Genomic DNA, 20,447 nt, shown 5'->3' with positions numbered 1-20,447 from the left:
AATAACTTCGTCAATCTGGTATATCACTACAATTATGCTTTTCCTGAATTAACTAAAGGAAGCTCAAAGTAAAAGGTGATCCACGAATGATCTACCTCATAGCCATATGATGAATCGTGCTTTTCTAATATAGCTTGAACAATAGATAGACCCAGTCCCGTGCCTGTAAGTTGCTTGTTTCTTGAGTTTTCAAATACATAGAAGGGTTGCCAAATGTGTTCAGTATGCTCTATTTTCCACTCGTATACTTGATTTGCGATTGTAAAATGAATGCATCCCTTTCTTTGGCTTATAGTTATATTAATTTCAGCTGTAGCACTGTATTTCATTGCGTTCGTGATGAAGTTATCCAGCACAATAGCAATTTTATCTCGATCCCCTAGTACATCAGCGTTAACGTCTTCCAACATGACCAAATGCAATTTCTTATACGTTTGATCTAACCCTCTTCCGTACTCACCCATTTTACTTCTGATCAGATCTACAAAATCAAATGTTTCTACATGATACGTCTCACTTTGAAGCTTAGCCAGAGATAACAATTTGCCTACCATGATAGACATAGACTCGTTCTGACGATCAATGACATCTAAGAAGGTCCCATCATCCATACCGTCTTTAATCCCGCTTAGATAGACTTTAATTAAAGCTATAGGACTTTTTAGCTCATGAGAGGCATCCGAGATAAATGTGCGAAGATTCTGATTTTTCTTCTCTAGATCTTCCTGAGCTTGCTCTAGTTTATCACTCATAATATTGATACTCTCGGCAAGTTTCTGAATCTCATCCCCGGTGTGTATGTCTGCTTGCCTAAATTTCAGCTTAGCTATATCTTCAGCCGTATGTTGCAAACTCGTGAGAGGCTTAACAATCTGCCGAGATATTAGCCAAGACAGCCCAATCGTTAACAGCAAGGCACCGGCAGCAATATACAAATTGAATCGGTTCACAGCACTTAATAACTGATCCGTGTGTGCAACTGCATCCCCGATGATGAATACAGTTCCTTCCTTGTTCATTAGCGTTACTAAGTAGCTCGTATTCAGCTTCGTCTGATTAAATAGCTTTCGGACCGTATTATTGTGGTGCAGTTTCTCGATGGTCTCTTCTGTAATCCAAAACTTAGAAAGCACGATTCCCTTTTTGTTCAGTGCCTCTAGAGCAGCCGTGTTAAATTCATTTACGGATATACCTAGCTTCACCTTCACTATAGTCACATGATATTCCTGTTCCAATTCAAGATCCTTATTCTCTAAAAAAAACAGGGATTCATGTTCCATATACTTCGATAACTGTGCCAGATTAAGCTTTTTTTGATACAAAACATATTTAGGCAAAAAGAATTCATTTACCACGAAAGAAAGTATGAATACAATGCACATCATAAAAAGAATACGGATAAATATTTTATAGCCCAATTTATTCATGCTTCATTTCCAAGCTATATCCCATACCTCGGTGTGTTTTAATCCAATCTTCTCCAATTTTCTCTCGCAGTCTACGTATATGCGTATCCACAGTGCGTTCCTCCCCGATGTAATCGTAACCCCAGACTCGATCTAATAAAGTTTTACGATTAAGAATCTTCCCCTTATGATCAAGCAGACATTTCATAAGTTCGAATTCTTTAGAGGTAACGCCCACATCCCTTCCGTCTTCATATATCTTTCCACCTGTAGTGTCCACTCTTAACGACCCAAAACTAATAGTATCCTCAGCTTTAAGTAATTTTTTGGATCGCATGAGCAGAATTCGAGCTTCAAAAGGCTTTCGGATGTATTCATCAGCCCCCATCTCTAGCGCTCTTAGCTCGTCCTCATCTTCACTTTTAGCTGTAAGTATAAGCACCTTCACTGCCCGTTGTTTTAGCTCCCTACAGACCTCTATCCCACTTAGCTTGGGCATCATCCAATCCAGTACAGCCAAATCAATAGAATGTTGATAGGCAAGCTCTAGAGCTTCTTCCCCATCCAAGGCAGTAAATACAGTAAATCCTTCTTTTTCATAATACAGCTTAAGAATAGTAACCATATCTATATCATCATCAGCAATTAATATATTCACCGTGCACTTCCTTCATCTGTAAAATTGAATTGCACATGTTCTTGTAGATAAAGTTCTCCATTATGCTAGCCCTTATCCCTGAAATGTAGGTACTTATCCAGAAAAATAGGTAGTTAAGATACAACGCTAAGGGTTGCATTTCAACTACCTGACTCCTTTGATTCAGTACTATTAAGTATAGCTGTCAATTTCATTAAGCAGTTAACACAATGAACACTACAACACCTAGAGTTACACGGACACGCTGAAATGCACTTTTTTTTATATAGGCCTCCATCTCTACCATCCCCCTTATGCATTAGCTAAAATATTTCTTGTTAATTAGCAATAATGTTTCCTTACTGCAAATATTATGCGTGTAAGCTTGGTTTTGATACGGCATATTTCACGATAACATGGAAATTTCTTTTTAGATAAATTGATTCTTATTATTCATTTGGATTGGTAATTTATAATAGAAAACCACCCTCCACAACTCCTTCTATGCAGAGGGAATTATGGGGATGGCCATTCATTTGTATCTATCGACCGTTGGTCGTCGTGTTTTCTGGAGAAGTTGTACCGTCCCCAGACGGGTTGGTAGCTGAAGCCTTAGATTTTTTTGGTACGCCATCTAGTCCAATCTCCCAATCATACGCATCAAAAATTTTACGCGCAACAGGTGCAGCACTTTGTGCTCCGAATCCACCTTCTGGTATTACTACGGCAATGGCTAATTTAGGATTTTTACGTGGGGCGAAGGCAACAAATACTCCATTATCTACATCTTTACCGCCGACACTCTGCGTTGATGTTCCCGTCTTACGAGCAAAATCATAAGGGAAATCATCAAATGCAGTAACGTCCGTTGCCATTCCTCTAATGACGGTATTCCAGTACGTTTCACTGTACTTAGCTTGATTCGGATTTAAAAGTTTGGGTTCAAATTTCTTTACAATGTTACCATTGGTATCTTTAATCATATCTACAATTTGTGGCTGCATCCGCTTACCGCGTGTTGCGAGCATCGCAGTATACTGAGCAAGTTGCATGGTCGTGTATTTACCTTGCTGACCAAATGAGGCATAGGCTAAACGTGAAAGTGATGTTTCCTTATCATTCATATATTCTAGGATTCCTAAATACTCATTGGGTAAATCCACCCCTGTAGCAACACCTAAGCCGAATTCCTTCATTTTTTCATCCCAAAGATCAATACCTTTGTTACCATATTTTTTATATAGTCTTTCGCCTACCATATCTACCATAAACGTATTCGAGGAGTGACGAATAGCATCTGCAGGATTAATCCAACCATAGACATGCCCTTGGGAGTTACGAACCTTGGAGGAATCATTTTTACCAAAATAAGCTACTCCACTATCATAATAAGTTGAACTCGTATTAAACAATCCATCATTTAGACCGATTAGTACAGACAAAGGCTTAATCGTAGAACCCATAAGTACTACGGATTCGGGATGCTGTCCCTTTTGACCTGATCCGAAGGAACGGATTGTACCATTTTGATATACATTTTCGATTTTAGAGTAATTCTCTGGTGAAATACTTCCACCACTCCATACCGTAGGGTCATAGTCCGGCATACTTGCAACAGCGACTACTTTTCCCGTGTCCACTTCCATAGCTACAGCAAAACCCGTTTTTGCATAAGGATGATATTTTCCTGATACAGGGTGCGTATGTAACCAGCTTAGCTGATCGGTTATAGCATTCTGTGCAGCCATCTGAACATTTTTATTGATATTAAGATACACATCATTTCCCTTTTTAGGGGCAACAAACTCTGGCTTACCGTTTGCATAATTGTAGGCATCAATAGGAACCGTCTTGTAAGCGTTATTGCCTCGGAGTTCGTCTTGGTACTGATATTCTATACCATCAAATCCTACATCTTCTTGAGCTGTGTATTGGAGTGAGGGATCTTTAGCTTGAAGCTCTTTTTTCTTATAAATATCTAAAACCGTAGAAGCGCCTTTAAATTTCTTAATATATCCGACCGTTTGGACGGCCTCACCATGTGACCCATTTTTATTCTCAGAATAATAATTCCGAACACTTTCCTCGACAATATCTATCCCAGGAAAATCATCTTTATTTTCCATGAAATAAGATATTTCTTTTTGGGACAATCCTTGTTTGAGACGTCTAGGAATAAAACCACTGTTCAGACTAGCTTTCAAATCCATCGCTTTTAAAACTTCTTCAGCAGTCAGCTTAGCTTTAGAAGGATCCCCAAGCTTATTGAATTGCTCAACTAACTTAGCTGCTACCGCTTTGGCTTTATTATTACCAGGATCATTTTTGTCTGTATAATCACTAGTCAGCGTGAAGTAAAGTGATTGTACTGAGGTGGAATAGGCAAGCTTAGTGCCCGTAGAATCAATAATAGAGCCTCTAAGCGGAGTAAAAGGTATATTTTTTGTAGTTAGACTGCCTTGCTTATTCACTAGACTTGGACCCTCAACAAACTGCAATATTGCTAACCGTACGATAATGACAGTGAAAATGGTAAACGCACTAAAGAAAAAAAGATTCAATCGAATATTAAAATGACGCTGCTGCTGGGCTTCCATTTCCCGCGGATCGTCTTGATATTTCTTCTTGCTCATGTGTTCCTCCTGTACCCTTAAAATCTTGATAATGTTATCGTATCATACCTCTTAGGGGTCCTGCGAATATGTTGGATTAGATCGCCTTTTCAGGAATATGGGTCTCATCAAATCCTTTTGGATTGAACCAATCACCACTGCTAGCCCACGTCGAATCGATTGGGATCCATGTGTCGCTTTCTTTCAGATACACTTCATTCCATGCATGTGGCCCATAGCCACCTTGTCCATTGTATCCAAGGCCTGTAATTACTTTAACTTTTAGGCCCTGAGAACGCCCCATCACAGCAAAAAGCCTTGCATAATCTATACAGACTCCTTTGCGCGTATCAAACGTATTTTGTGGCGTTTGTTCATGCCAAATCTGCTTCGTCTCATAATCCTCAACCTTCTGATGATCGTAAGCAATTCGTGTACCTACCCAATCGTAGAGAGCTCTAGCCTTTTCTTCATCCGTATGGTCTTTCTTGGTCACTTCCGCCGCAGCCAAAATAATGTCATCTGGTACCTGTGCATCTACAATCTCATATTTCCGCTGCATAATTCCATTAAGTTCGGCTTCCACACTACGTGTAAATACAGGCAGTTTCTCTTTAATTAACTTCCCTGTGATGGGTTCAATAATCGTCTGGGCTCCCTGTCTGTATACAGGAGATGCCTCAATATAATGACTGAACTTGCTGGCTGGGCTAAGCGTTACTACAATGAACAAGCCTGCGATAATGACGACACATCGAGCCATGCCAATCACTGCCCCAATTCCCGCTCCAGTCATACGACTGATAAGGGTAGAAGGAGTATCTTTTTCTTGGGGAATTCGGCTTACCATAGAACTGCGTCCAAAGAATACAGCAGCCCCAATTCCTAGTATAGAGCGAATCAACCAATATCCTACGATAAATACAACGGCAAAACGCATTAATGGGAATTCTCGAACAGCTGTAATTAACGTATAGTATATCTGTTCCCACTGACTAAGATCCCGATTAGGCAATACGATCTCGGACAACCATAACTGCAGTTTGGGAGATAGCCATAAAGCAAGGGGAATAGCCATAGCTAAACTCACTAGTGTCATCAGTCCCCCACTAATTAGCGAGACAAGTCTTCCCGCTGAGCGTGACGCTCCCCTCGCCACACCTTGCAGTACAGAGATCAACAATATGATAATAAACAGAAGGTTAACTAAGTTGTAATCCTGCACATGTTGCATCCATTCAGGCACGTAATGAGGTCTCCTCTCTCGTTACATTGATGTCTATGTTAATAGTTTTGTTTGGCTTGCTGAATAAAAACATTTAATGCATCACTTCTACTCCATTGTCCCAGCGAGACTCCTCGGAATTCCACTTTTACTTTATCCTCATTAGCATGTCCGCTTACTTTAAGATTCGGTGAGGTAATTACAAAACTTCCATCCTGATTTGTAGTCAGCTTCGCATCCTTAGCTTCGCTTTGCATCATTTTGATCGCTTCGTTCTTGACTGCACTTGTCGTCTCCTGTGTAAGTGTAGAGGCTACCTGTCCTAAGTCCTTCAGCGAGATCCCGCTATAGATGACAAGAAACGCTACAATGACTAAGATCAACCCCCACTTCACCATGGTCTTAACTAAATTTGCGATGAGCAACAGCACTACAAGAGCCACGACGAACAGCAGCCAGTTTTGCTTAAAGAAATCCATCCATACTTGTACATCCATTCGTTATAACACTCCTAAGCATTTAATAGGTTGGATCCTTCCGGTTAAACCATTTCATTATCCTTTATTATACATGATGGCCCATCCCATTGTTAACTTAACCCCTTGGCTAGGCCTAATTATCCATATTACTCTCACAAATAGAATAAAAAATAGCATATGTTTGTCCTTTTACACGTACAAGTAAATCATATGAGTCGTCCGTTTGCTTCAGAAGTCGGTTTGCTTCGCAAAACTTAAGGTCTATGCTTTCGAAGCAGTTTTGCTTCGCAAAACTTAAGGACTATGCTTTCGAAGCAGTTTTGCTTCGCAAAACTTAAGGACTATGCTTTCGAAGCAGTTTTGCTTCGCAAAACTTTTAGGAGGTGCCCCATGAAAGTAGCATTTTGGCTTTATTTTTTTATGTTTATTGCTTTCTTCGATCTGCATGCCGGGTATCCAATCCTCACGCCCTTTGCTTTATCTATTGGAGCTGCACCCACATTCATCGGTTGGATGATGGGCATCTATTCACTCACACATTTACCGGGCAATTTACTAGCTGGCCGCGGTGTAGATAGACATGGTAGCCGAAGATATATGATTTTCAGCCTAATTACCGCTGGCGCTATTTTATTAATTCAAGCCCAAGTGACCGAGCCTTGGCAACTCTTAATCCTTCGTTCGCTGAGTGGATTTGTATTAGCTTTTCTTGCGCCCGCCTGCTTAGCATTACTCGCATCTTTATCTGCAGATCCTATACAACAAGGAAAGCTCATGGCAGGACATGGAGTTACGCATACGCTCGCATCTGTAATATCCCCAGCCGCCGGTGCTTTTTTAGTAGCTAAGGTAGGGTTCTCCATGACCTTTCAATCCTTAGGATGGCTCTTAATGGGGACGGGCATCATTGCCGCTTTTCTCGTCAAAGAAAAACAAGGTCGCACCCTACCCACTTCTAATCAAGCTAATGAGCCGATGGAACGACTTAGTTATAGGGTAATTCCCCTCCGATTCTACCTTCTTCCTCTAGCCGTAGCCTGCTCACAGGGCATACTTTTCTTTGAACTTCCTCTGCAAGCTGGGGGCACAGCAGGCATCCTTCATACGGGCATTTACTTTTCTATCATTAGTATAGGGGCGCTGATTACTTTAGCTATGCTCTTCCTTAATCGATACTCACCTTATCTACGGGCTTCATGCGGGGTACTCGGCATGGCTTTATCCTTTTACTCCATGGTCTCGCCTTGGAGCATTCCCTTACCGGTATCTCTGCTTTGCCTCGGGATGTCGAAGGGAGTGACATTTCCCGCTATGGCCTCCTTATTCATCGAACTTAGCGGAGGTCGCCGGCTAGGCACCGTATTCTCATTGCAATCGATTGCTATGTCCGTAGGGGCTTTTGCAGGTCCTGTCCTTGCGGGACAACTCAGGACCTATTTCTCCCCTTATTTTCTGGCATTCTTATTACTGATGCTCTTACTCACTCTCGTACCTCCATTAAAAAGACATACACTTCCGGCCCATCCAACTCCTACCCTTTAGGCAGGGGCCAATGTGCACCGACTATTATCGAACCCGGTCCTGCCGCTGAATTTTGGACTTCCACCGGCACCATTTTTGTGCTTTTCATTTTGCTTGTCATCATTTCGCGCACTACGTTCTTAGCGCTATAGGTCCAGCTTCCATATTTTTTCTAGGCTTGCCTTAACCGAAAGGCAGGTCTTTTACTTTGTTTGCATGGAAAAATGTTTTAGGATTAGACTACATACATCTAACATGTTCAACGAGGTGATTCTCATTTCTATATTTATCATTGTCGAAGGCAAGAACGATCGAAGTAAAGTCCGCCGCTTGGTACATGAAGATGTACAGATATTATGTACATTCGGTACACTGAATGCCTTAAAGCTTGAGCAATTAAGAAAAAAAATAAAAACCGAAGAGACCTATCTCTTCCTGGATAATGATGCATCCGGCAAAAAAATCCGCGCAATTCTTCAGGATACCTTTCCTGATGCAGGACAGATCTATACAAGACGTGGATATGCCGGAGTAGAAGGTACGCCCGACGAGTATGTTATTGCCCAATTAGAAAAAGCCGGACTGGAAGAATACATTCAGTATCCACCCACCGACTTTTAAATTTGGTCTATTCTTTGGCTAATCTACTCACATCTGCCGCAATGTCTTCGGCGGTTACACTATCCTGATAATACTTACGGTAATTCCCGTCCTTATCGACTAGAGCAATCAAATCCGCATGAATAAAGTTACCTTTATTGTCTTTGTTGATGAAAATTTGGAAGGAGTTCATCGCAAGGTCTTGTATCTTTTTCTCGTCCCCACGTAGGAAATACCAACTGTTGAAATCAGCTCGAAATTTGGTTCCGAATTTCTTAAGCTCTGTAGGCGTATCGCGTGTTGGATCAAAGGAAATGGAAATAAATGAAGCATCCTTTCCAAAGACCCCTTCCTTTTTCAACTGATCTTGAACTTGGGACAGCTTGAAAGTTGCTAGCGGACAAACGTCCGTACAAGAAGAGAAAAAGAAGTAAAAAAGCCTGACTTTTCCATTCGTATTCTCAAGCGTCACATTCTTCCCATCCCAATTAGTAAGTGAAAAATTCTGTACTGGCCGAATGGTGGGGATTTTGGGCTTGGTATATGTATTGATCAGAAGGTAACTTGCAAGAACCAGACAGACTGCTAAAAGAATCCATGTTAATTTGTACTTTTTTAAGATGTACATCCTAGTCCCCCGTTCCATTATTGTGTATAAGAATACTGTATATAAAAAAAAGAATCCCAAAAGGTATGGGATTCTTGAGTAGACGACTTATTTATGCACGGTATCTAGAATCATCACAATCAAGCTGACGGTCAGGTAATTAATGGAGAATAAGAATACTCTCTTCGCCCAACCATCCACATCCTCATTGCTCCGAATTCCCATAAGCGTGATAACCAGCCAACCTACAGATAATAACTCCCCAATGACGAGGAACCACATCCCTGTATAATCGTACATATACATTAATACTGGAATTGGAAGCAGCGCTACTAAGTAAGGAATCATTTGATATTTTGTTCTTTGAATTCCCTTCACTACGGGAAGAAGCGGATAACCTGCTGCGCGATACTCTTCAACACGGCGAATGCCTAGTGCCCAGAAGTGAGGAGGCTGCCATAAGAATAACAAGGCAAAGAGCATAATAGCTGCCAAATCAACTTTTCCTGTTACGGCAACATAACCAATTAGTGGTGGCATTGCCCCAGAAATCGCACCCACGGAAGTACTCCAAGTTGAAGAACGTTTCAACCATAAGGTATAAATAAATACATAGACTACAAAACCGATAATACCAAACAATCCAGCAAGCAGGCCAGAAAAACCGAAAAGAACACCAAAGCCAGCGGCTCCAAGTATAATTGCATACCACATGACAACGGTTGGCGACATTTTCCCTGTGGGTAGTGCACGTTCTTTGGTGCGAGCCATCTTCGTATCCAGCTCACGATCAAAGAAATTGTTAAAGACACAGGCGGACGCCATAACTAATGTAGTACCCAGTAAAGTCCATAATAATGTCGCATATTGTAAATGCCATCCGGAAGCTACCCAGAATCCTGCAAAAGCTGCAATAAGATTAGAACGTAATATGCCTGGTTTGGTCAAAGCGACAAAATCTCTCCATGTCACGGTATTATTCGGCGGTGAGGATAACGCAGCTGCGGAATCCGAAGAAGCATGATAACTATATGGTTTGCTCACGCGGATATTTCCTCCTTTAATATTCGGAAAGGGAATGCATGACATCTCAACTCCCGATATAAACTTTATCATACCAAGCACAAGAAGTGTTTGACAATAAGAGAACAATCTCATTCTTTGTATGACAATTCAGTGAACCACCCTATTTCTGGTTAAAATTCGCCTAATAAAAAGGAGCCGATACGCAAGTTCGGCTCCCCTTCTTTGCTCTCATATTTATCGTTCCCTTAACCCCTTGGCACAAATCCCATCAAATCTTGGGCTCCTTTAAGCGTCTGTTCGGCAATAATCTCTGCTCGCTCCGCGCCTTGTCGCAAGATCTGCTTCAATTCACCAGATTTCCGAATTTCATGATATCGCTGTTGGATGGGTTCTAATAATGCAACCACAGCCTCACCCAAATCCTTCTTGAATGGTCCATACATTTGTCCTTCATAACGCTGTTCAATGTCAGCAATCGACAATCCCGTACTTTGGCTGTAGATCTCGATAAGGTTACTAACTTCTCTTTTCGTAGATGGATCATACTTAACTTCCCGGCCAGAGTCCGTTGTTGCGCGGCTTAATTTTTTGCGAATGACATCTGGGGTATCCAGCATTGAGATAAAGCTACCCGCCACCGGACTGCTTTTACTCATTTTATTGGAAGCATCATCTAAAGACATAATTCTCGCTCCAACTTTAGGGATCAGAGGTTCAGGAATCGTGAAAAATTCACCATATTTATGATTGAATCTTCCAGCTAGATCACGAGTAAGTTCCAAGTGTTGCTTTTGATCTTCCCCAACTGGGACCAGATCCGCTTGATACAGTAGAATATCTGCCGCCATTAGCGAAGGATACACGAACAATCCCGCTCCAATGGAATCTTTGCCTTGAGACTTATCTTTGTATTGCGTCATACGCTCCAGCTCACCCATCGCCGTCAAAGTAGTCAACATCCATCCAAGCTGAGCATGCTGAGGCACGTGAGACTGGAGAAATACGTTAGCTTTAGACGGATCAATGCCTGAAGCAATGTAAAGCGCAGCAACGGCTTCAGATTGTTCTCTGAGCGAAGCTGGGTCTTGGGCTACCGTAATCGCATGAAGATCGACCACCATAAAATTACAAGCATGATCATGTTGAAGTTCTAGAAAATTTCGAATGGCTCCAATATAATTTCCAATAGTTAAATTACCACTTGGCTGTATACCTGATAGCACTCTTTTCATACAATTACCCCCTAATTTATAATTATGGACACAAAAAAACCCACATCCGCAAGGGACGTGAGCCGTGGTGCCACCCTATTTTGCTGTATAACTTAGACTAGACATCCTACAGCCTTTCATTATCCTGTAACGGGGACAGCCGGCTCTCATACTAAAAATAAGCAATTAGCTCATTTTGTTCTGTCTAAGCACTCCAGGGTCCATTCAGTAAAAGTGGCTCCATCGGTTCGCATCAACCACCGACTTTCTGCAAAGGGCCAATCTCCACTTACTTATCCCTATCTACGTATTGAATATCTCTTAAGTTTATGTTTCCATAATAAAGGTGTTCAAACACTACTGTCAAACTCAATTACCGTCTTTTCAAAAAAATGTTATGATAGGACTTAGCTTTGTATTTGATTCTTGATTACAGTCGGAAAAGGAGCAACGATATGAATAAAGTGACCAAAGGGCAATGGAACGGCTTTGATACATATATATTGCACAGCCGCGAACTTGAAGTCACACTGCTGCCTAGGCTTGGAAATAATGTGATCGGACTGAAAGATAAGGTTCTTGATCGCGAAGTGCTTCGGCGGCCCGAAGAGGAAGAACTGGAATTCTATTTACAAAAACCCTACCACTTCGGCATTCCTTTACTCATTCCGCCCGGAAGAATACGTAGAGGCCAATTTGAATATGCGGGCCAACACTATCAATTTGATCGCAATACAGCGAATGACAATCACATTCATGGTCTACATCGAACGCAGTGCTGGCGAGTAAGTGATATTGAAGAGGATGAGGAAGGCTGTGCAGTTACTACAGAATTTATTACTTCCGATGATCCGGATTGGATACGTCAGTTCCCTGAACCTCTTAAGCTAGAAATGACGTTAAGACTGCAAGGTACACATGTATCTCAAACTTTCAAGATTACACATATGGGACAGCATGCCGCTCCTTTCGGACTTGGACTGCATACTTGGTTCCTACTGGATGGGTCTCCGGATCAATGGAAATTACGTCTACCTGTTAGTCACACCTTCCTGCTGGACGAAGAGAACGTAACGACTGGAGCCATGGCTGCGCTTGGTGAACTTGATGCATTGAATGAAGGTCTAAATCTAGAAGGTACTAATTTCGATACGATGCTAAGCATTGAAGGCAAACCCGTAGAAGCTTACCTTCAGCGAAGTGACGGTTATGCGATACGATATTCCGCTGATCCAGCCTACTTCAAACATTGGGTACTCTATACTAAAGGAGTAGCCGATCAATTTCTTTGCATTGAGCCTTATACTTGGCTTCCTAATGCTCCTAATTTAGATCTCCCTCAGGGCACCACAGGCTTGATTGACCTGCAACCTGAGCAACAAATTGAACTTGTCGTAGATCTTCATATTGAACATCCCACTCGTTAAAAGAAATGAGATAAGGTATCCGAATCTGGATACCTTTTTTTTGTTGTCTCTATGTCAAGAGATTGTAATAATTACCACCCTTTTACGTGCTATGAATGACGCATATTTTGTGAGTCTTGAACCATACTAACATCACAAAGGACGAGGAGGTGACAAACACATGGCAGGTCAAAACCAAGGTCGCGGAAGCCGCTCTAACAATTTGGTAGTACCTCAAGCAAATGCTGCTCTTCAGCAATTGAAATATGAGGCAGCTCAAGAATTGGGCGTAACAATTCCTCAAGATGGTTACTACGGTAACTATACTTCCCGTGAGACAGGTTCCCTAGGGGGCTATATCACAAAACGTCTGGTACAAATCGCAGAACAGCAATTATCAGGTCGTTCTAACCTATAATTTGCGTTCTCTCCTCATCGAAGCAACAGCAAGCAGTTCGCCAAAGCGAGCTGCTTGTTTTTTTATGTGTTGTAATTTTAGTTATTCTTCAACCACTGTATACAGCCCTTGACAATCCCCCTCATTTTATTATGATTATTATATGACTATTGAACAACAACTTATGACGGATGACACTCGAGTCCAAATGCTCAAAGCTCTTGCTGACCCGACCCGGCTGCAGATTATTCGCACATTAAGAGATAGTGCAACTGAACTGAGCTGCGGAGACGTGGGGGAGACTTGTGAAGCCTCGAAATCTAATGCTTCTTATCATTTTCGTACACTAAGAGAAGCTCAATTAATTCAGGTTCGCAAAGAAGCGCAGACCAAATATATACAACTTCGCAGAGACACCTTCTCTACATTTTTACCCGGATTCCTGGATACCCTGTAATCCGGCTTTTTTTTACCCAAAAAAACCCGGACAAGGATGAAAGTATCCTTTTATCGGGGTTTTTGTACGATCTATTGGGGGGAGCTCTAGATTACTATCTAGGAAAAAAGTTATGATAATTCTTTATTTACTTTCTGATATGTACTTGCTTTAGTATACCGAATCATGAGATTAGCCATGTTATAGTTGGATTCCATCGTTGCATCTACAACGACCATATCCTGACGTAAAGCAAATTCAAAGCTGATTTCGCCATGCGTCCAAGATCTTTTGTAATTCAAAGATTCAATCGCCATATTGCGGAAGTTTAATTGCTGCGCTGCACTAAGCCCTTGACTCGACATGCCCGAGAACGAACCATTTCGACCCATTAAGGGCACTTGCTTAATACCAAACTTACCAACTACATTATTTCTGATTTGTACGAAAATAGTCCCAGAAGTTAATCCCGATAATTCTAATTCTAGTTCTTTAAAAACTATAGCTAACTGCCGTTGTAATGATAAATCCTCGATATTCAGACCTTTCACACTCCTTCGCATATTAATCCTATATAGGACTTACGACTTATTATATTCAATTGTTTTGCAGTCTTCAACAGTCATATACAAAATTGGGTATTTATGCCTATTAATTTATATTTATTAATTTTTTCTTTTCTTAAAGTTCGATAATCTGTCTTATGATACGACAAAAATATTATGATTTCGCAGGCTTGGACTCATATTTTGTCAACACTCTTCCATTATAAAAAAGACGACATCCGTAGAACATTACGGATGCCGCCTTTAGCTTAATTATTCTATTATTTTGTCATGTCAAGGAATTGTTCTACGTCAGCAATGCACAAAGAGATCGCTTCTCGCCAGAAATCCGGTTGAGTTAGATCTACATTCAAATGCTTTTGTGCTAAATCTTCGACAGTCATTCGTCCTGTGTCTAACAACAAAGCATCGTATTTGTCTGCGAACGCTTGACCTTCACGCTGAGCACGAGCAAAGATGCCTGTGCTGAATAAATACCCAAAAGTGTACGGGAAATTATAGAAAGGTACACCTGTAATATAGAAATGCAGCTTGGATGCCCAGAAATGCGGATGATATGAATCCAAGGCATTGCAGAATGCTTCTTTTTGCGCTTCTTCCATCAGGCTGGAGAGTTCTTCAGCACTTAATAGTCCTTCACGGCGCTTGTCATAAAAACGAGTCTCAAACAAGAAGCGGGCATGAATGTTCATGAAGAAGGTTACGCTACGTTGTATCTTATCTTCTAACAAAGATAATTTTTCTTGGTCATTTGCGGCATGATTCACCTGTGCATCAGACAGAATCATCTCGGCAAAAGTAGAAGCGGTCTCTGCCACATTCATCGCATAATTTTGATTGAACACCGGAAGCTCATCCATAACATGCTGATGATACGCATGTCCTAATTCATGTGCCAATGTAGATACATTAGAAGCTGTACCGCTGTATGTCATGAATATACGCGTTTCTTTACTTTCTGGAAGTCCTGTACAAAAACCACCCGGACGTTTGCCTGGACGATCTTCTGCTTCGACCCAGCGCTTATTGAATGCATCTACAGCAAAATTGGCAAGCTTAGGACTGAATCCATTGAATTGTTTTACAATGTCTTTCGCTGCATCATCATAGCTTATTTTTTTGTTGGATTCACTAACTGGGGCTTCTACATCTGTCCAGCTGAGACGTTCCACACCAAGCAGTTTTGCTTTACGTTCTAGATACTTCACAAATATAGGTTTAGACTCTATGATGGCATTCCACATGGCATCTAACGTTTCCTTAGACATGCGGTTAATGCTAAGTGGTTCTTTAAGAACATCTTCCCAGCCGCGCTTATTATACAATCCAAGTCTGAATCCAGCTAAGCGATTCAACGTATCGGCACTATAATCTGCTGCATCTGTCCAAGCTTGTTCCCATTTCACGAACATGGCTTCTCGTACTTCACGTTTCGGATCATCGAGCTTATTTGAAGCTTGTCCCGCAGATAGTATAACTTCTTCCCCATCTTCGTTAGTAAATGGAATCTTCACTTTGCTCACAATCGTATCATAATGCTCGCTCCACCCATGGTAACCATCGACGGCTAACTCTAACACTAGACTTTCTTGCTCAGGAGGAAGTTTTTCCCGTGTTTTCTCACGGCTTTCTGTTAATACGAATGCAATGGGAGCAACATCTTCACGCTGGATCCAAGCATTGAACACACTATCCTCCGTTGCACTGAGAACACTATCAAAAACTGTGACTAAGCTTTGCAAACGAGCATCTAATGACGTTACTTTACCCGATAATTGTATCGCTTTCTTGTCATCTTGATCCTGAGAGGCCAAGCACCCAATGAAACTTCCCCCTTCAAATGCGCGCGTGTACACGCTTTGCAAATTCTGGATAAATAGGTCCAGAGATTTCGTTCCTTCAACCGAAGTAGGGGCGGCAAGGGTCTTCACTTGGTCTTCAAGCTCCTTGATATCTTGCTCTAAGGTATCAATAAAAGACTTAAGTTCTAGAGAAGATGATCCTCCTGGGAATACAGAATCTAAGTCCCATGTAAGGGATACTGGTAATTTTAATTGTGACATGTTTCTCATCCTTTCAATGTGGTAATGTACGGTGTATAACTAATATATAGCCCACCCGGGGCAAACAGGAGGAACACACTATGAAACCCTTACAAATTTCTGCTGACACAGCGGTCAAATTATCCAAGAAGCTTGGCGTACCCATAGAAAGTCTGATGCATATGCCTCAGCACATTCTGTTACAAAAAATCGGTGAACTCGCTAACGAGACCGATAAGAACCAACAATCATGATCCCTTTTGAACGGACACTTCCTTATGACATTATGATGGGAGATGTATATGTACCTTCCTGTCCCTTTTGTAATGCAGAAAATGTACTTATTCCTATGAAGATTCATGAAATCCAAAGTGTAAAAGAAGGGAAAAAGAAACTTCTCGTGTTCCCTTGCTGCCATAGTCGGCTGACCCTACTTGACAGTGATGGTGATTACCTACTGACGGATCAGACTATTCCACGCCACTAGCAAAGGATTAGTCCCTATGCAAAGCTAAGTTAGGACTTGTACATAAGATGCTCCGTCTATGACATCCTTCTTAGCTTTATTTTGGTTCAATTTTTAATTCATCAGGTACAGCAAGCTTAGCTGCTTGCATATCCTCTCGGAGCACGGACCATTGCTCTCTAGATTGCCGAATCATAGCGGCATCCATAATCTTCGTATCATTAATTACACGTGAGAACCAACGCACAGCATCATTATACTTGCCTAGTCTACGACTTAACTCCCCAATAAAATACATGAGCTTCGCGTCGTTTGCTCCCACGCCTTCTTTTTCATATACAAGTATGTACGCATCTAGGCTGTAGGTAAGGAAACGCTGCTCCTGCTCAGATTGATCCTTATATCGATATAACCAAGCAATGTGATGCAGCATACTAGCTATAATTCGCTCTTTCTCGCCGATGGTTTGTGCACAGAGTAGTCCTAATTGATAAGTCTCTAGTGCATTTTGCCAAAGGCGTTCACCGCCGAAATCCCTAAGTGCAAGGCGTCCTCCAAGTTGATTGCGGAAGGTGGAACGCTGATTATCGTTAAGACGTTCTTCGAAATTCTCCGTAAAAGCAAAACCACAAAAAGGGCATACTCTAACTACATAAAAATCAGGATTGTCTTTGGCATAATAACGACAAAAATCTGCATCGGTACGTACAGCGCGCTTAAAGCTTGGACGAACACGCGAGGTCATAAACGGCTCTTCACATTGAAGACAATGGACCTGAATAGTATACAGCGGCTGCAATTCCAAAATAACACTTCTCCTCTTTGGTTCAAAACTGCGTATTTACAAAATGATTTGCGGGTCCTGATAATCGCTGTACGATGAATGTTTTTAATGGATCGTCAATCCCGATCTCTTCCAATGCCGCTTGCATACAGCTTAACCAAGCCTCAGCTCGCTCTGGCGTGATCGGAAACGGTAGATGACGCGCCCGCATCATGGGGTGACCATATTCATCAGAAAATAGCGAGGGCCCTCCAAAAAACTGCGATAAGAACATAAATTGTTTCTCCATCACAGGATAAATATCTTCCGGAAAAAGGGGTGCTAATAAGGGATGGGCCTGAACCCTTGGATAAAAAGCTTCCACTAACTTACGAAGAACCTCTTCTCCTCCCAAATTATCATATATACTCAGACTCGGATTCATATTCATGGTGCTTTTCGCCAACCTCCCTGTGTAATGACATCATTATAACAAAATTAAATATGGTTGAACAAAAAAAGACGCTACATCTCGTTAGCGTCATAGCCTGTTTTATAATGAATTAGTAGCTGCGCCAGTCCTCTTCACCGGAGTGGACAAGGGAAGCGCGAATTACATATACAAAGGCGCATACGAGAACACCGGCGACAAAACTCATATCCTTCACTCCATCCATATGAATGATTTCAAGCCGAAAGGTCAAGCGCATCTTGTTTATATTTTAGCATAACCCTACAAAAAAAACAGTATTATTGTAATCGCTTACTTCATTTTTTTGGAATGATTGTCCATTTTATATCATAGGTTTAGAGTACACATTAAAGTGAATGAACTGTAATCTGGGCGGTGAGTGTATTCATGAGAAAATGGAATGTCCCGCTACTTCTGATCCTCTTGACTATATTATTTATACTTATGCTGTCTTACCCTCATACAGCTTGGCAAGCTGGAGAACGTGGATTAGCGATATGGTGGGACGTTCTCTTCCCTTCTCTATTTCCTTTTTTCATCCTATCTGAACTAATGCTGGGCTTTGGCATTGTACATTTTGCAGGCATGCTCATGGACCCTTTAATGAAGCCGCTGTTCCGTATCCCAGGTAGTGGAGGGTTCGTTGCTGCCATGAGTTTCGCTTCCGGGTATCCTGTTAGCGCCAAACTTACAGCCAAACTTAGAGAACAACAATTGCTCACCCGTGAAGAAGGTGAACGTTTAGTAGCTTTTACCACTACATCAGATCCGATCTTCCTAATCGGTGCTGTAGCTGTAGGCTTCTTTCACAACGCCGAATTGGCCGGCACCCTTGCGCTCGCTCACTATGGTAGTGCGATCCTCGTAGGACTTTTGATGAGGTTCCATGCCAAAAATGCGGCGCCTAGTCCCCAAACCAGCTACAAACGGAGCGGCTTCAGTATGCGTAAAGCTATACATGCCATGCATCAAGCTAGAATTTTAGATGGACGAAGTCTCGGTGAAATGCTGAAGCAAGCGGTGACCTCAGCCTTATCATTAATGACCGTAGTAGGTGGATTGGTTGTCGTATTTTGTGTCCTGCTTGAGGTGCTACGCGTCTCAGGTATGATGACTATTCTTTATCAAGGCATTGGACAAGCATTATTAGCCATGGGGCTGCCCTCACAATTAGCCGAGCCTTTCGTAGGAGGGACCTTCGAGGTGACTTTAGGTGCTCAAGCTGCTGCTACAGTACCCGCTGGAATCCCCTTAGTCTACAAAGTAGCTGCTGCTGCCTTTGTGCTATCTTGGGCTGGTCTATCCGTACATGCTCAAATATTAAGTATTCTAAATGCTACAGACCTCAGATATTTACCTTTTGTTATAGCCCGATTGATTCATGGGATATTCGCATTTGTTATAGTATTCTTCCTTTGGCCTTTTACAGGACCAGATCAACATCCCGTCTTCCAGTCCACATTGTCGGTCTGGCACCATCCCGCTTGGTCAGAGGTTCCGTCAAGCTTAACACTCTGTCTGCAAATAGCTTTGGTACTTCTTATATTGTCCTTTAGTTTTTATTTCATACAGCGAACTTGGTCCAATCGAAAAGGCTCCTCACACAAATGAACATTGTTTTCTGTGCCGTAATTGATTATGATCGGTACAAGACACAGACAAAGGAGCTTTCATCTTGAGATATTACGTTCTTGACCGCGGAGATCAACTATCTGTCGATTTAAGCGAGCAGTTTCATAAGCTAGCTGCGGAGAATGGGTTTGAAATGGATGCAGAATCTCCCGAAATTGTGATTTCCATTGGTGGAGATGGCACTATGCTTCATGCCTTCCATACCTTTATCGATCGCATTCCATCCATCGCTTTTGTAGGCGTTCATACAGGGCACTTGGGATTTTATGCTGACTGGAAAGCGAATGAGATTCCTGAGCTCATTCAGTTAATGAATGGACATGCTGTTCCGAATCAACCTCGCCCTCGGATTGTCAATTATCCGTTAATCGATCTACAGGTACATAAAAAGTCAGGTTCATCCTCCTATATTTGCTTGAATGAGTTTACGTTAAAGGGTATAGACGGCACTGTTGTCGCACAAGTAGACATCAACGATCAACAATTCGAAATGTTCCGGGGAGACGGGATTTGTGTATCTACCCCTGCTGGGAGCACGGCTTACAACAAAAGTCTTGGAGGCGCCATTATCCATCCCTCTATCGAAGCGCTTCAGATAACGGAAATTGCCTCTATTAATAATAGAGTGTTCAGAACTGCTGGATCTGCTCTTGTGTTACCTAAACATCATCACAGTGATATCTACTCTAGAAAAGATCAAAAGTTGCTACTCACCCTAGATCATATTAATATCTCGGTGGATGATTTAATTTCAATTCGCTGCCAAGTGGCTAAGCAAAAAGTAAGTTTTATTCGTTATCGCCCTTTCCCTTTTTGGAATCGAGTGCGCAATGCTTTTCTTAGTTAACAGAAAAGATTACTCCAAAAACCAATTATGCGTTGAGCATAGTTGGTTTTTTTTACAACCTTGTCCAAAAAAACATTAGACAATATATATCTACGA

23 protein-coding genes and 1 other annotated feature are annotated in these 20,447 nt (G+C 41.7%); of the genes, 10 read left to right on the top strand and 13 right to left on the bottom strand.

Translation table 11 applies throughout. The features are described 5' to 3' along the window. Positions 1–32: 32 nt before the first annotated feature. The 5 genes from J2Z69_RS15265 to J2Z69_RS15245 all read right to left on the bottom strand — a co-directional run bounded on the left by J2Z69_RS15265 (position 33) and on the right by J2Z69_RS15245 (position 6,377). The gene (locus J2Z69_RS15265; RefSeq protein ID WP_245339372.1) at positions 33–1,322 is read right to left on the bottom strand and encodes a sensor histidine kinase; all 1,290 of its coding nucleotides are present in this window, start codon (positions 1,320–1,322) and stop codon (positions 33–35) included. A 97-nt stretch (positions 1,323–1,419) separates the two neighbouring features. Then, the gene (locus J2Z69_RS15260; RefSeq protein WP_209864471.1) at positions 1,420–2,064 is read right to left on the bottom strand and encodes a response regulator transcription factor; all 645 of its coding nucleotides are present in this window, start codon (positions 2,062–2,064) and stop codon (positions 1,420–1,422) included. 521 nt (positions 2,065–2,585) lie between these two features. Next, positions 2,586–4,676, bottom strand: coding sequence for a peptidoglycan D,D-transpeptidase FtsI family protein (locus tag J2Z69_RS15255; RefSeq protein WP_209864468.1), 2,091 nt, complete (start codon positions 4,674–4,676; stop codon positions 2,586–2,588). Positions 4,677–4,752: 76 nt separating this feature from the next. After that, entirely contained in the window at positions 4,753–5,889 is a 1,137-nt protein-coding gene (locus tag J2Z69_RS15250) for a transglutaminase domain-containing protein (protein ID WP_209864846.1), read from the bottom strand. Between the two features lie 50 nt (positions 5,890–5,939). Then, positions 5,940–6,377, bottom strand: coding sequence for a hypothetical protein (locus J2Z69_RS15245; protein WP_209864465.1), 438 nt, complete (start codon positions 6,375–6,377; stop codon positions 5,940–5,942). A 372-nt stretch (positions 6,378–6,749) separates the two neighbouring features. On the opposite strand from J2Z69_RS15245, the gene J2Z69_RS15240 reads away from it, so the two are divergent. The 3 genes from J2Z69_RS15240 to J2Z69_RS15235 all read left to right on the top strand — a co-directional run bounded on the left by J2Z69_RS15240 (position 6,750) and on the right by J2Z69_RS15235 (position 8,501). Continuing rightward, positions 6,750–7,901: an MFS transporter gene (locus tag J2Z69_RS15240; protein ID WP_209864462.1), complete on the top strand. Its 1,152-nt coding sequence runs from the start codon at positions 6,750–6,752 to the stop codon at positions 7,899–7,901. Between the two features lie 26 nt (positions 7,902–7,927). Beyond that, positions 7,928–8,032 (top strand): sporulation protein YjcZ, encoded by a 105-nt coding sequence (locus J2Z69_RS19195; RefSeq protein WP_425355019.1) that lies wholly within the window; start codon positions 7,928–7,930, stop codon positions 8,030–8,032. A 124-nt stretch (positions 8,033–8,156) separates the two neighbouring features. Continuing rightward, complete coding sequence (locus tag J2Z69_RS15235; protein WP_209864845.1) at positions 8,157–8,501, top strand: toprim domain-containing protein; 345 nt, start codon at positions 8,157–8,159, stop codon at positions 8,499–8,501. 7 nt (positions 8,502–8,508) lie between these two features. Here the strand turns inward: J2Z69_RS15235 and J2Z69_RS15230 are convergent, their stop codons facing one another. The 3 genes from J2Z69_RS15230 to trpS form a co-directional block, all read right to left on the bottom strand. Next, complete coding sequence (locus J2Z69_RS15230) at positions 8,509–9,108, bottom strand: SCO family protein (RefSeq protein WP_209864459.1); 600 nt, start codon at positions 9,106–9,108, stop codon at positions 8,509–8,511. 87 nt (positions 9,109–9,195) lie between these two features. Continuing rightward, positions 9,196–10,131 (bottom strand): heme o synthase, encoded by a 936-nt coding sequence (gene cyoE / locus J2Z69_RS15225; RefSeq protein ID WP_342591601.1) that lies wholly within the window; start codon positions 10,129–10,131, stop codon positions 9,196–9,198. 227 nt (positions 10,132–10,358) lie between these two features. Further along, the gene (trpS, locus tag J2Z69_RS15220; protein ID WP_209864456.1) at positions 10,359–11,345 is read right to left on the bottom strand and encodes a tryptophan--tRNA ligase; all 987 of its coding nucleotides are present in this window, start codon (positions 11,343–11,345) and stop codon (positions 10,359–10,361) included. Positions 11,346–11,393: 48 nt separating this feature from the next. Further along, positions 11,394–11,639 (bottom strand) — a binding site (T-box leader). Between the two features lie 140 nt (positions 11,640–11,779). Here trpS and J2Z69_RS15215 point away from each other — a divergent pair. The 3 genes from J2Z69_RS15215 (at position 11,780) to J2Z69_RS15205 (ending at position 13,584) form a co-directional block, all read left to right on the top strand. Then, complete coding sequence (locus J2Z69_RS15215) at positions 11,780–12,751, top strand: aldose 1-epimerase (RefSeq protein ID WP_209864453.1); 972 nt, start codon at positions 11,780–11,782, stop codon at positions 12,749–12,751. A 160-nt stretch (positions 12,752–12,911) separates the two neighbouring features. After that, a complete protein-coding gene (locus J2Z69_RS15210) occupies positions 12,912–13,148 on the top strand; it encodes an alpha/beta-type small acid-soluble spore protein (protein ID WP_209864450.1) in 237 nt (78 codons plus the stop codon). A 142-nt stretch (positions 13,149–13,290) separates the two neighbouring features. After that, a complete protein-coding gene (locus J2Z69_RS15205) occupies positions 13,291–13,584 on the top strand; it encodes an ArsR/SmtB family transcription factor (protein ID WP_209864448.1) in 294 nt (97 codons plus the stop codon). Positions 13,585–13,694: 110 nt separating this feature from the next. Here J2Z69_RS15205 and J2Z69_RS15200 read toward each other — a convergent pair whose 3' ends face one another. Then, positions 13,695–14,105: an O-methyltransferase gene (locus J2Z69_RS15200; protein WP_245339398.1), complete on the bottom strand. Its 411-nt coding sequence runs from the start codon at positions 14,103–14,105 to the stop codon at positions 13,695–13,697. 284 nt (positions 14,106–14,389) lie between these two features. Beyond that, positions 14,390–16,192, bottom strand: coding sequence for a M3 family oligoendopeptidase (locus J2Z69_RS15195; RefSeq protein ID WP_209864442.1), 1,803 nt, complete (start codon positions 16,190–16,192; stop codon positions 14,390–14,392). Positions 16,193–16,272: 80 nt separating this feature from the next. On the opposite strand from J2Z69_RS15195, the gene J2Z69_RS15190 reads away from it, so the two are divergent. Together J2Z69_RS15190 and J2Z69_RS15185 are read left to right on the top strand one after the other, a co-directional pair. Beyond that, complete coding sequence (locus J2Z69_RS15190) at positions 16,273–16,425, top strand: YycC family protein (RefSeq protein WP_209864439.1); 153 nt, start codon at positions 16,273–16,275, stop codon at positions 16,423–16,425. Continuing rightward, complete coding sequence (locus J2Z69_RS15185; protein WP_209864436.1) at positions 16,422–16,658, top strand: hypothetical protein; 237 nt, start codon at positions 16,422–16,424, stop codon at positions 16,656–16,658. The genes J2Z69_RS15190 and J2Z69_RS15185 overlap by 4 nt, the downstream gene beginning before the upstream one ends. A 76-nt stretch (positions 16,659–16,734) precedes the next feature. Here the strand turns inward: J2Z69_RS15185 and J2Z69_RS15180 are convergent, their stop codons facing one another. The 3 genes from J2Z69_RS15180 to J2Z69_RS15170 all read right to left on the bottom strand — a co-directional run bounded on the left by J2Z69_RS15180 (position 16,735) and on the right by J2Z69_RS15170 (position 18,110). Further along, positions 16,735–17,442 (bottom strand): DUF2225 domain-containing protein, encoded by a 708-nt coding sequence (locus J2Z69_RS15180; RefSeq protein WP_209864433.1) that lies wholly within the window; start codon positions 17,440–17,442, stop codon positions 16,735–16,737. 22 nt (positions 17,443–17,464) lie between these two features. After that, a complete protein-coding gene (locus J2Z69_RS15175) occupies positions 17,465–17,845 on the bottom strand; it encodes a globin domain-containing protein (protein ID WP_209864841.1) in 381 nt (126 codons plus the stop codon). Positions 17,846–17,963: 118 nt separating this feature from the next. Continuing rightward, the gene (locus J2Z69_RS15170) at positions 17,964–18,110 is read right to left on the bottom strand and encodes a hypothetical protein (protein WP_209864866.1); all 147 of its coding nucleotides are present in this window, start codon (positions 18,108–18,110) and stop codon (positions 17,964–17,966) included. 149 nt (positions 18,111–18,259) lie between these two features. Here J2Z69_RS15170 and ylbJ point away from each other — a divergent pair, with 149 nt between their 5' ends. Continuing rightward, positions 18,260–19,483 (top strand): sporulation integral membrane protein YlbJ, encoded by a 1,224-nt coding sequence (ylbJ, locus tag J2Z69_RS15165; protein WP_245339368.1) that lies wholly within the window; start codon positions 18,260–18,262, stop codon positions 19,481–19,483. Positions 19,484–19,547: 64 nt separating this feature from the next. Beyond that, positions 19,548–20,351, top strand: a complete 804-nt coding sequence (locus J2Z69_RS15160) for an NAD kinase (RefSeq protein WP_209864429.1) — start codon at positions 19,548–19,550, stop codon at positions 20,349–20,351. Positions 20,352–20,447 lie beyond the last annotated feature (96 nt).

Source organism: Paenibacillus shirakamiensis, assembly GCF_017874255.1.
GTDB classification, from domain to species: Bacteria; Bacillota; Bacilli; order Paenibacillales; family Paenibacillaceae; genus Fontibacillus; species Fontibacillus shirakamiensis.
The sequence above is the reverse complement of the archived record's forward strand: the minus strand, read 5'-3'. Positions and strand labels throughout refer to the sequence as shown.

Excerpts from the sequence above, each read along its gene's own strand:
- J2Z69_RS15195 (WP_209864442.1), bottom strand. The coding sequence starts at position 16,192 with ATGTCACAATTAAAATTACCAGTATCCCTTACATGGGACTTAGATTCT.
- J2Z69_RS15205 (WP_209864448.1), top strand. The coding sequence starts at position 13,291 with ATGACTATTGAACAACAACTTATGACGGATGACACTCGAGTCCAAATG.
- J2Z69_RS15245 (WP_209864465.1), bottom strand. The coding sequence starts at position 6,377 with ATGGATGTACAAGTATGGATGGATTTCTTTAAGCAAAACTGGCTGCTG.
- J2Z69_RS15215 (WP_209864453.1), top strand. The coding sequence starts at position 11,780 with ATGAATAAAGTGACCAAAGGGCAATGGAACGGCTTTGATACATATATA.
- trpS (WP_209864456.1), bottom strand. The coding sequence starts at position 11,345 with ATGAAAAGAGTGCTATCAGGTATACAGCCAAGTGGTAATTTAACTATT.
- J2Z69_RS15210 (WP_209864450.1), top strand. The coding sequence starts at position 12,912 with ATGGCAGGTCAAAACCAAGGTCGCGGAAGCCGCTCTAACAATTTGGTA.
- J2Z69_RS15175 (WP_209864841.1), bottom strand. The coding sequence starts at position 17,845 with ATGAATCCGAGTCTGAGTATATATGATAATTTGGGAGGAGAAGAGGTT.
- J2Z69_RS15230 (WP_209864459.1), bottom strand. The coding sequence starts at position 9,108 with ATGTACATCTTAAAAAAGTACAAATTAACATGGATTCTTTTAGCAGTC.
- J2Z69_RS15250 (WP_209864846.1), bottom strand. The coding sequence starts at position 5,889 with ATGCAACATGTGCAGGATTACAACTTAGTTAACCTTCTGTTTATTATC.
- J2Z69_RS15240 (WP_209864462.1), top strand. The coding sequence starts at position 6,750 with ATGAAAGTAGCATTTTGGCTTTATTTTTTTATGTTTATTGCTTTCTTC.
- J2Z69_RS15170 (WP_209864866.1), bottom strand. The coding sequence starts at position 18,110 with ATGCGCTTGACCTTTCGGCTTGAAATCATTCATATGGATGGAGTGAAG.
- J2Z69_RS15255 (WP_209864468.1), bottom strand. The coding sequence starts at position 4,676 with ATGAGCAAGAAGAAATATCAAGACGATCCGCGGGAAATGGAAGCCCAG.
- ylbJ (WP_245339368.1), top strand. The coding sequence starts at position 18,260 with ATGAGAAAATGGAATGTCCCGCTACTTCTGATCCTCTTGACTATATTA.
- J2Z69_RS15190 (WP_209864439.1), top strand. The coding sequence starts at position 16,273 with ATGAAACCCTTACAAATTTCTGCTGACACAGCGGTCAAATTATCCAAG.
- J2Z69_RS15185 (WP_209864436.1), top strand. The coding sequence starts at position 16,422 with ATGATCCCTTTTGAACGGACACTTCCTTATGACATTATGATGGGAGAT.